This is a genomic window from Amycolatopsis magusensis, from assembly GCF_017875555.1.
GTDB classification, from domain to species: Bacteria; Actinomycetota; Actinomycetes; order Mycobacteriales; family Pseudonocardiaceae; genus Amycolatopsis; species Amycolatopsis magusensis.
Map to the genome: position 1 here is coordinate 3786011 of NZ_JAGGMS010000001.1, position 10179 is coordinate 3796189.

Below are 10179 nucleotides of genomic sequence, written 5' to 3' on the forward strand. Positions count from 1 at the left end.
CGCTGACCGCTCCGGCCTCAGCCGAGCGCGGCGGCCAGCGCCGGGTACCAGCGGCTCTCGATCTTCTGGATGCCGCTGGAGTCGTTCGGGTGCACGCCGTCGTAGGTGTCGGTGGCCGGGTTGAAGCCCGTCCACTGGTCCACGACGGTGATCGGCGACTGCGGGGTGCTGTTGGCCTGCGCCCACGCGGGGATGGCGGCGTTCAGGTCGACCACGCGCTGGGCGCACGGGCCGCAGTTGGGGGCCGCCATCGGAATGATCTGGGCGATGATCAGTTCCGTGGACGGGTTGTTCGCGCGCATCTGGCCGAGCAGCTTGCTGTACGCGCCGAGGATGTTGGCGGTGCCCTGGTTGTTCCAGACGTCGTTGGTGCCGAGGTGCATCAGCACGATGTCCGGGTCGGTGGGGGCGAGCCAGCCGGGCAGCTGGTTCTGGTTGGCGATGCCGGTGGCGAGGAAGCCGCCGTGGCCCTCGTTCTCGCCGTCGTAGGGGAAGCCGCACCCCTGGGCGGGCAACGTGCCGACGAAGTCGATGTCGGTGTGGCCGGTCTGCTGCAGGTGCTGCCAGAGCAGGGCGCGCCAGCAGCCGGGCGAGCCGGTGATCGAGTCGCCGAGCGCCATGATGCGAGCCGGCGCGTCCGCGGACGCGGGAACCGGGAACAAAATGGCGGCGAACAGCGCGAGCAAGGCGAGCGTCGTGCGGTGCATCGGACCTCCTAGGCCGATTCCGGGAGCGCTCCCAAAAACTCTACCGCCGCCCCCACCCCCTGTCCAACGCTTCCCCAACCCCCGCCCCCAACCCCCGAACCCCACGTTCAAACACCCGAGTCCCACACCCAGGCACCCGAGTCCCACGTTCAGGCAGCCGAACTCCACACTCACGCACGCGAACCCCACGTTCAGGAAGCCGAGTCGCACGCTCCTGCATCCGAACCCCACGCTCGCGCAGTCGAACCTCACGTTCGGGTACCCGAGTTCCACGTTCAGGCAGCCGAACTCCACACTCACGCACGCGAACCCCACGTTCAGGTAGCCGAACCCCGCACTCGGGCACCCGAGTTCTACTTTCAGGTAGCCGAGTTACGCACTCAGGCAGGCGTGCTCCGTGTTCGCGTAGCCGAATATCACATCGACGCTGCCGAGTCCTTTCCTTCATGTGGACCCTTCACAGCCGCCGGACGCGCAGCACGCAGGTCAGCATCGGGAGGGTGAACTCGTCGTGCGCGGTCTCCGGTTCACTCGCAAGGAAGGCGCGGATCCGGCCGAGCCTGGCCTCTCGTTCCTGTTCCGGCATGACAAGCATCCCCGCCCGCGTTGCCAGTGTCGCAACGAGGGAATCGGCGGTGCGGCGCTGCCCGTGCGGGAATTCGGCCTGCTCTGGCGAGCCGAACCGGGCGGCCCCGCCCGTCTTGGGCAGGTGCGCGTCGGCTGTCTCGGCGCGCCAGCTGGTGGGTGTGTCACGCGGGCCAATGGCTGCGCTTCCGCTGACTCGCGCCAGCCCGGCAACCCAGTCGACTCGGTCGTCCAGGACGTTCCACAGGCCGGCCAGGATGCCGCCCGGCACCAGGACCCTGGCGATCTCGGGACCCGCGACGGCCATGTCGAACCAGTGCATGGCGTTGCCGGCCAGCACAGCATCGATGGACGCGTCCGGCAGCGGTATCGCCTCAGCGCTACCCGGCAATGCACCGACCGCCGGCAGTGCACTGCGCAGCTCGGCCAGCATGGCTGGGTCGGGCTCGACCGCAGTCACGTCGGCGCCCACCGCGACCAGTGTGGCGGTCAGCTTGCCGGTTCCGGCGCCGAGGTCGAGCACCCGCAGGCCGGACGCCGGCTTGTCGAGCGCCCAGCACACCGCGGCCCGCGCATAGTCCGGGCGGTGCTCGGCATATGCGGACGCCGCGACGCCGAACGACGAGGCGTGACGGAGCCGCTCGTTTTCATCCACGCGCTCACCCTATCGGTGTTGCATCCCGGGGATGATTTCGTCGCGGAGCGCGTCGAGCATGCGGTCCCTCCGGCTACTCGAGTGTGGGTTTCGACTGCCCGAACGTGGATTTCGGCTGCGGGAGTGTGTGCTTCGGCCTCCTGAGTGTGTGTTTCGGGAGGTGAGCATGACTGGCTGGGTAAGGGGGCGCTCAGACGAGACCCCAGAATGCGGCGATCTTCCCGGCAGCGCAGAGATTGACGTCCAGGATGTACGCACCCGCCGTCCCGCAAGTAGGCGGGTCGACCGGCTGTCCGTGCCCCATGCCCGTGAGCGAGTACGTTTCCACCACGGCCCGCCCATTACCATCACGGTAGGTGGCGTGCGGGTATCCGGCGACCGAGTCGGTTTCGCTCGGGGTGGCGGCGACGCCGTGTACGTTCGTCCACTGTTCCACCAGTTCCCGCTGGTTCGCCGCGGCCACGGTGTAGTCCGCCGTGCCCTGCCACAGGCTGACCACCGGCCACGGGCCCTGGTGCGGGCTCGCCGACCGCACGCTGGAGCCCCAGGCCGCCGCCGTGCGGTCCTTGCCGGGGTTCATGCACGAGAAGGCCTCCACCATCGTGGCGGCACACGCGTACGGCAGCCCGGCGACCACGGCACCGCCCGCGAACAGGTCCGGATAGGCCGCCAGCATCACCGAGGTCATCCCGCCACCGGCGGACAACCCCGTGGCGTAGGCGCTGGTGCCACCGGTGTCCGCCTGCGTGCGGCGCACCATCTGCGCGATGGACTCGGCCTCACCCGAACCCCGCGTCGTGTCCCCGGCCTGGAACCAGTTGAAGCACTTGTTCAGGTTGTTCCCCGACTGTTGCTGCGGCAGCACCACGCTGAACTTCCCGCTGTCGGCCAGTGCACGCCACCCGCTACCGGTGCCGTACCCGGTGGCGTCCTGGGTGCACCCGTGCATCGCGACCACGATCGGCCGCCCGGCCGGGAGTCCGTCGGGGAGGTAGCGGAACATCTTCAACGCACCCGGGTTGCTCCCGAACCCGGTCACCTCCACGATGTTCGCCGCCGAAGCCGGGGTGACCCCCGTCAGCAGCGTTGCCAGCAGGGCCAAGGCGATCGTCAGCGTTCGCATCTTCCCCACGATACGAAAACACCACCGCACGGAAGGACGGTCGAGCGCACACAATCGCCCACCGCAGTGTGTGGCCGCCGGACATGGCGACAGCCGGACACGCGGCCTACCTTCACCGGATGCTGCCGAAACTCGCGCTGGCCGGCGCCCTACTGGCCACCGTACTGCTGCCCGGCACGGCCGCCGCGGCGGGTGACTGCGTGGCGCCGCACGTGCCGGGCGCGGCCAAGCAGGTCAGCGCCTGCCTGGCCGACCTGACCACCACCGGCACCGTCGCAACAGGACATACCGTGCCCGCCGACTGGGCCGGCCTCACCTCGGCCGGGCTGCCGCGCCCGGGTGCGGTCCCCGGCACGCAGATCGACGGCTACTTCCCGGATTCCTCCACCACCAACAAGAACCACGGCTGGCAGCACGACTCGCAGTTCGTGCTCCGCTTGCCGCAACACTGGAACGGCGGGCTGGTGGTCGCCGGATCGCCGGGCAACCGCGCGCAGTACGCCAACGATCGCGCCATCGCCGACCACGTGCTCGCGGCCGGTTACGCCTACGCTGCCACGGACAAGGGCAACACCGGCGTCGACTTCTTCACCGACGGGAAGCGTCCGGGTGACGCCGTGGCCGAGTGGCACCACCGGGTCACCCAGCTGACCGTGGCGGCGAAACTCGCGGTGGCCCAGCGGTACGGAAAGTTTCCACAAAGGACGCTCATGGCCGGGATCTCCAACGGCGGCTACCTGGTCCGCTGGCAACTGGAGAACCGCGCCTGGCTCTACGACGGCGGTGTCGACTGGGAAGGCACGCTCTGGACCGAAGACGGACCGAACCTGTTCACCTTCCTCCCAGTCGTCGTCCGCAATTATCCGGCCTATTCCGCCGGTTCCGAAGCCGCCCACCAAGCCATTCTCGACGCCGGTTTCGCCCCCGGCTCCGAATTCCTCTGGCCCTACCACGACCAGGTCTACTGGGGCCTGACCCAGCGCATCTACCGCACCGAATTCGACCCCGACTACGCCGGCTCCGACGCCGGATACGACTACGCGAGCCGACCACAACGCGTGCACCGCGCGGTCGAACGCGTGTCGCTCACCGGCCGCCTCGGCAAGCCGCTGATCACCCTGCACGGCACCCTGGACGCGCTCCTGCCGATCAGCCGCGATTCCGACGTGTACGCGGACGCCGCGAAGAAGAACAACGCACCCCACCGGTACTACCGCATCGCCGACGGAACCCACGCCGACGCCCTGTACGACGTCTACCCGGATCGCCTGCGTCCGATCGGCCCGTGCTTCCTCAGCGCGTTCGAAGCGATGGGGGACTGGCTCGACGGGCACCGGCCGCCACCCTCGCGGACGGTCCCGCGCACACCGGGTGTGGACCTGGCCACGACCTGCGAGCTGTGATCAACCCGCGGCGACGGCCTCTTCCAGGCCCTTGACCGCGAGCCGGTCGGCGCGCTCGTTCTCCGGGTGCCCGGCGTGCCCCTTGACCCAGTGCCACTCGACCTGGTGCCGGGCGGCGGCCTGCTCGAGCCGCTGCCACAGGTCGGCGTTCTTCACCGGGGTCTTGCCCGTGGTCTGCCAGCCGTTGCTCTTCCAGCGCGGCAGCCACGAGGTGATGCCGTTGCGGACGTAGGTGCTGTCGGTGTACAGCCGGACCTCGACCGGGCGCTTGAGGCTTTCCAGCGCCTGGATCGGCGCGGTGAGCTCCATGCGGTTGTTCGTGGTGGACTCCGCCTGGCCGCCGTAGAGCTCCTTCTCGTGGGAGCCGTACCGCAGCACCGCGCCCCAGCCACCGGGGCCGGGATTGCCGCTGCACGCGCCATCGGTGTAGATCTCCACGATCTGCTCTGCCACGGCCGGTACCCTACCGCCCGCTACCGACCGTGAGCGCTCACCAGGGTCCGCAGCGAGGTCCGGCAGATCTTGCCGGTGGGACCGAGGGGCAGTTCCGGCAGCAGGACCAGGGATTCCGGTAGTTTGCGGCGTTCGAGGCCCCGGGCTTCGAGGAAGCCGGTGAGCGCGGACAGGGTGAGGCCGCCTTCGCGGGGGACCACGCAGGCGCACAGCCGTTCGCCCAGGTCGGTGTCCGGGACGCCGACGCACGCGACCTCGGCGATCGCCGGGTGCGCGCCGAGTTCGCCCTCCACCTCGGCGGGGCTGATGTTGTACCCACCGCGGATGACCACCTGCCGTTTCCTGCCGAGCACGTGGAGCCTGCCGCGGACGTCGATCCGGCCCAGGTCGCCGGTGCGCACCCAGCCGTCCGCGGTTCGGTACCGCGCGTCGAGTTCGGGCGCGCCGACGTAGCAGAGCGGGCTCATCGGACCGCGTGCCTGGATCTCCCCGCCGACGGTCCGGATACCGGCGACCGCCGGATCCGGTACCCCGTCACGGCAGTTGACCCCGTCGGAGGAGCCGTAGACGGCGACCACCCGGCGGCCGAACCGCGTTTCGCACGCCCGCCGCACACTTCCTGGCAGGGCGGCACCACTGGCCACCAGAGCGTCCAATCCGGACAGCTCCTCGCACGAACCGGCCGGTACGGCGGTCATCCGGCCGAGCATCGTCGGCACGGCGAACACGTGCGTGGGCCGGTGGGTGGTCATCGCGCGGACCGCGCCCGCGGCGTCGAAGGAGTCCTGCACGATCAGCGTCGACCCGAGCGCGGCGATCCCGACCGGCACGCCGCACGAACCGAACGAGGACGCCAGCGGTACCAGCACCAGGTTCCGCATCGGCCCCGGACCCAGTGCGCGCACGTAGTTCGCCCGCCCACCGGCGAACGCGTTGTGCGAGTAGGCCACCATCTTCGGCTCGGCCTCCGAACCGGACGACACCAGGAACCGCGCCGGGTGCTCGGGGTCCAGATAGGGCCGTGGCCAGGAGCCGGAGGCGTACGGGACCGCCGTGATGAGCCCGCGAGCCCGTGCTTTCTCCAGTAGAGCGCGCAGATCTCGTGCACCCGAGCTCTGCGGAATGGGCAGGGCGACCGCGCCCAGGGCGTAGACGGCCAGTTCCACCGCGACCGCGTCCCGGCCGTTCGGCAGGTGGATGCCGACCACGTCCCGGTGCCCGAAGCCCGCCCGGTGCAGACCCGCCGCGGCTCGTTCGACCAGCCCCAGCAGCTCGGCGTAGTCGAGCACGCCACGGGAATCGATGACCGCCGGGCGATCCGGCTGCGCTGCCGCGTGGTCGGCGAACAGCGAGAACAGGTCCCGGTCCGGGCAGAAGCCACGGCGGACCCAGTCGGCGCGGCATTCGGCCGGGACCAGGTCACGCAGGCGGAGGCCGGTGTTCGACACCCACTCGGTCAAGCGAACTCCCAAGGCGGCAGCGGATAGGCGAACCCGTCGTGGCCGAGCGCGGCGCCGAAGCGCGGGTCGGCGGCCAGTTCGGCGAGGTCGGTGCACACCTCGATCGGCTCGCCGGTGCCGTGCAAGCGACCGTCACGGACCGAGACCGAAGCGGTCCACTGTGGACGAGTCTGCGGTATGAGTGAAGTGGCGGAATAAAGCGATGAATCGACACGGGCGCCCTGTCCTGTCCGGACGCGGTCGAGCAGCGCGGCCAGGACCCCCTCGGCGCAGACGAGCCCGCCGAGCACGTCGGTCAACGTCATCAGCGAAGGCGCGCCCGATGGCCGCAGGGCCGCCGCGAGGCCGCTGTGCGCCTGCACGAGGTAGTCGGTGCCCAGCGGCGCCCGATCGCCGAACGCGTCACCCCAGCCACTGGCGGACGCGTAGACGAGTCCGGGGTGGACGGTCAGCAACCGGTCCGCGTCCAGGTTCCACCGCGCGGCCTTGCCCGGAGCCCAGTTGTGCAGGAACACGTGCGCACGCGTCAGCAATTCGAGCAGATCGGCGCGCCCGGCGGAGGTCGCCAGGTCGAGGTCCACCGCGGACTTTCCTCGGTTCAGCGCGAGGAAACGCGCCGAGCAGTCACCCGCGATCGGTGGCACCCACCGCGCTGGATCACCGCCCGGCGGCTCGACCCGGATCACCTCCGCGCCGAGCAGCCGCAGCACGTGCCCGGCCAGCGGCCCCTGCACGCGCCGGGTCGACTCGACGACGACCAGCCCGTCCAGTGGCCGGGCGCTCGCGGGCGGGAGCGCCGAGCCGGGCGCACCCAGTGGCGTGATGCGGAAGGGCGGCCCGGTCAGGTCACCGGCGCACTCGCGGACCTGCACCACGCTCACCCCAGTCGCCGCCCCGGCCACGGCGACCGAATGGAACAGCCGCGCGGCCACGCAGGAGGCGAGTTCGTCCGGCAGCGGGCAGACCGCACTGCCGAAGCGCTGCTGGAACGGCGGCCAACCCGTCCGGATGGCCTCGCGGGAAGCGCCGAGCCTGCTCCAGAACCGGCACCAGTCCTCGGCGTTCAGCGTCTCGATCTCCACGCGCACACCGTCGGCGGTGAGGAACGGCGGCCCGCCCGTGCCGCGGAGCTCGCGCCAGTCGTCGTCCGTGGTCGCGACGGCCAGGTACTGCGCCACCGAATGCAACGCCGCCTGCGCCACCGACGTCCGCACCGACCGCAACGGGAGCCCGCGCGCGGTGGCGATCGAGGCGGCCAAGGCGCCCTGACGGGCGAAGACCTTCGCCACCGTGCTGGCGTAGTCGACGGTGATCGGCTCGGGGTGGCCGGAGCGGCGGCCGTGGACGTGCATGAGCCCGCACGCCGCCTGCACCATGGGTTCGTCGGCCAGCGGCAGCGCCACCGGGCCCGCCCAGTCGATCTCGCAGTCGGGTTCGAGCGCCATCGGGGTGGGCCCGGCCATCACCGCCGTCCCTGGACCACGAACATCGGGCACGACACGGCGAGGAACTCCGGATCGGTCATCACCGCCCGCACGTCGGCGAGCTGCTGGGCGGTCATGCCGGCCGCGAGCAGTTCGTCGCGGAGGTGGTGCGTGTGGTGCACCAGCAACTGCAGCCCCGGCGACTCCGCGTTCCACACCTCGAGCGACGGACGGGCGGTGACCTCGGTGAATCCGGCCTCGGTCAGCGCCGCGACGGCCTGCCGCCCCCAGGTCCGGTCGGCGCCGGCCCGGTTCATCACCGTGGCCACCGCGCCGAGGAACTGCTGGTAAAGCGCCTCGGCGTCACCTCGTAGGCAGTGGCCGTACGAGGTGTCGAACTCGTCGATCTGCAGCCAGCCACCGGGTTCGAGCGAGGCGGCCAGCTTCCGGAGCACGGCCCGCCGCTGGGGCAGGTGCCGCAGCACCAGCCGCGCGTGCACCAGGTCGAAGGCCGCCGTGGGCAGGGGATCGGTGACCACATCGTGCCGCAGCCAGGACAACCCCGGTGCGCCGGGCTGCTCGCCCAGGCGCAGGTCGGTGGCCAGCACGCGCCCGGTCGGCGCGGTACGAGCGGCCAGCCAGCGTGCGATGGACCCGCCACCGGCCCCGATTTCCAGGCACCGCCAGCCGGGCCCGACGCCGAGGGCGGTCAGTCCTTCGATGGTCAGCGGATCGTAGGCGGCGGAGAGGCAACGAGCCTGCTCGCGCAGCGCGTCGGCGCGATCGCCGAAGACGTACGCGGGTGCTTTCACGTCCATCGGCCCGTCCCCGGGGTGTCGGCGCACCCGGTGAGCGTGGTCAGCAACGCCAGCCGCCGGACCTTGCCGGTGCCGGTGCGGGGGATCTCGCCCCAGGTGAGCACCCGCGGCGGCTGCAACGCGGGCAGGTCGTGCACCGCGTTCGCCCAGTCCTCCTGCTCGATCCGGCCGCTTTCGGTGACCACCACCGGCAGCGGGTCCTTGCCGGGCACGGCCAGCACCACGCACTCCAGCGCCGCGGGCAGCCGATCCTCCAGCACGTCCTCCAGCTCGAGGCAGCTGAGACCGGGCGTGGCGTCGACCTCGCGGTCGAGCAGCAGCACCCGGCCGTCACGCCGGCGGACCGCGATGTCGCCGGTGTTCCACCAGCCCCGCGTGTGCTTCTCCTGCCAGCGCTGGTTTTCCCCGATGTACCCGAGGCAGCGTGCGGGGGTGCGCGCGAGCACCAGCCCGGGCTCGCCGCGGGGTACCGGGTCGAAGGTGTCGGGATCGACGACCTTGAGCCGGGTGCGCACCGGGATCGCCCGCCCGAGGTCCCGGGTGGACGGATGCCGTTCCCGCTCGGCGGCCAGTGACTTCCTGGTGAAGAAGCGGAAGGTGATCGGGCCGGTCTCGGTCTGCCCCCAGCCCTGCATCCACAGTGGACGACGACGCTGGGACGCGTGCAGGTAGTCGCGGATGACCGGCGGGTGCATGGCGTCGTAGGTGCTCAGGAAGAAGCGGACGTCGCGGAACGGGTTGTCCAATCGGGACAGCAGCGGCCGCCACCGGACGAAGGTGGCGGGCAGCGCCTCGACGAACGTCGGCGGATACCGGCGCAGCAGCACGTCCGCCTCGTCGGGATCCTGGCCGGAGAGGATGACGATCCGCCGGGGCGCCAGGCAGAAGACGCTCGCCGTCCAGCAGAACGTCCGGCCGTGCGCGTAGGAACTGGCGTTGGCGAGCGTGTCGTCGCGGCGGACGCCGATGGCGGGCAGCCGGAACGACTCCAGCCCGGCGAGCTTGCGGATGATCGTCGAGGTCGAGTGCACCACGAGCTTGGGCACGCCGGTGGTGCCGGAGGTGTGGTTGATCACCAGCGGGTCGTGTTCGCGTGGACGGCGAGGCGGTGGCGCGCGGTGGCCGCGGAGCAGGTCGAGGTGGACCACGCCGCGTTCCGGGCCGTCCAGGGTGACCACCCGGCCGGCGAAGGCCTTGCCGAGCGTGGCGAATTCGGTGGTGGTCAGCAGTACCGCCGGGTTCAGCCGGTGCAGCAACGCGGCCAGCGAGTCGGCGGGCAGGTGCGCGGAGAGCTGCGCGGGCACCGCGCCGAGCCGGATCGCCGCGCAGGCCAGCAGGTCGTAGTCCCAGTGGTTGGGTTTCAGGATCGCCACCCGGTCACCGGGCTGGGTGCCGATCGCCGCCAGCCAGCCCGAAGCGGCCGTGACCAGCGTGGCGAGGTCGCCGACGCCGTAGTCGGTGCCGCCGTCCGGCGCGATGTCGAACGGCCGGTCGAGCCGGACCCGCGTGCCGGAACCCCGGTCGGCGCACTCGTCGAAGAGCACACCCATG

The 10179-nt window shown here is 71.1% G+C and carries 9 protein-coding genes; 1 reads left to right on the forward strand and 8 read right to left on the reverse strand.

Going from position 1 to position 10179, the window contains the following annotated elements:
* Window positions 1-17: 17 nt before the first annotated feature.
* The 3 genes from JOM49_RS16830 to JOM49_RS16840 form a co-directional block, all read right to left on the reverse strand.
* A complete protein-coding gene (locus JOM49_RS16830; protein ID WP_209665222.1) occupies window positions 18-707 on the reverse strand; it encodes an SGNH/GDSL hydrolase family protein in 690 nt (229 codons plus the stop codon).
* 457 nt (window positions 708-1164) lie between these two features.
* A complete protein-coding gene (locus JOM49_RS16835; protein ID WP_209665223.1) occupies window positions 1165-1947 on the reverse strand; it encodes a class I SAM-dependent methyltransferase in 783 nt (260 codons plus the stop codon).
* Between the two features lie 190 nt (window positions 1948-2137).
* Complete coding sequence (locus tag JOM49_RS16840) at window positions 2138-3070, reverse strand: extracellular catalytic domain type 1 short-chain-length polyhydroxyalkanoate depolymerase (protein WP_209665224.1); 933 nt, start codon at window positions 3068-3070, stop codon at window positions 2138-2140.
* Window positions 3071-3189: 119 nt separating this feature from the next.
* On the opposite strand from JOM49_RS16840, the gene JOM49_RS16845 reads away from it, so the two are divergent.
* Entirely contained in the window at window positions 3190-4473 is a 1284-nt protein-coding gene (locus tag JOM49_RS16845; protein ID WP_209665225.1) for a 3-hydroxybutyrate oligomer hydrolase family protein, read from the forward strand.
* Here the strand turns inward: JOM49_RS16845 and rnhA are convergent, their stop codons facing one another.
* The 5 genes from rnhA to JOM49_RS16870 are packed head-to-tail and all read right to left on the reverse strand — an operon-like array spanning window position 4474 to window position 10178.
* Window positions 4474-4926: a ribonuclease HI gene (gene rnhA, locus JOM49_RS16850; protein ID WP_209665226.1), complete on the reverse strand. Its 453-nt coding sequence runs from the start codon at window positions 4924-4926 to the stop codon at window positions 4474-4476.
* Between the two features lie 20 nt (window positions 4927-4946).
* Entirely contained in the window at window positions 4947-6386 is a 1440-nt protein-coding gene (locus JOM49_RS16855) for a class I adenylate-forming enzyme family protein (protein WP_209665227.1), read from the reverse strand.
* Window positions 6383-7849: a CoA transferase gene (locus JOM49_RS16860; RefSeq protein ID WP_209665228.1), complete on the reverse strand. Its 1467-nt coding sequence runs from the start codon at window positions 7847-7849 to the stop codon at window positions 6383-6385. The genes JOM49_RS16855 and JOM49_RS16860 overlap by 4 nt, the downstream gene beginning before the upstream one ends.
* A complete protein-coding gene (locus tag JOM49_RS16865; RefSeq protein WP_209665229.1) occupies window positions 7849-8628 on the reverse strand; it encodes a class I SAM-dependent methyltransferase in 780 nt (259 codons plus the stop codon). The genes JOM49_RS16860 and JOM49_RS16865 overlap by 1 nt, the downstream gene beginning before the upstream one ends.
* A complete protein-coding gene (locus JOM49_RS16870; protein ID WP_209671254.1) occupies window positions 8619-10178 on the reverse strand; it encodes a class I adenylate-forming enzyme family protein in 1560 nt (519 codons plus the stop codon). Before JOM49_RS16870 ends, JOM49_RS16865 begins: the two co-directional genes overlap by 10 nt.
* Window position 10179 lies beyond the last annotated feature (1 nt).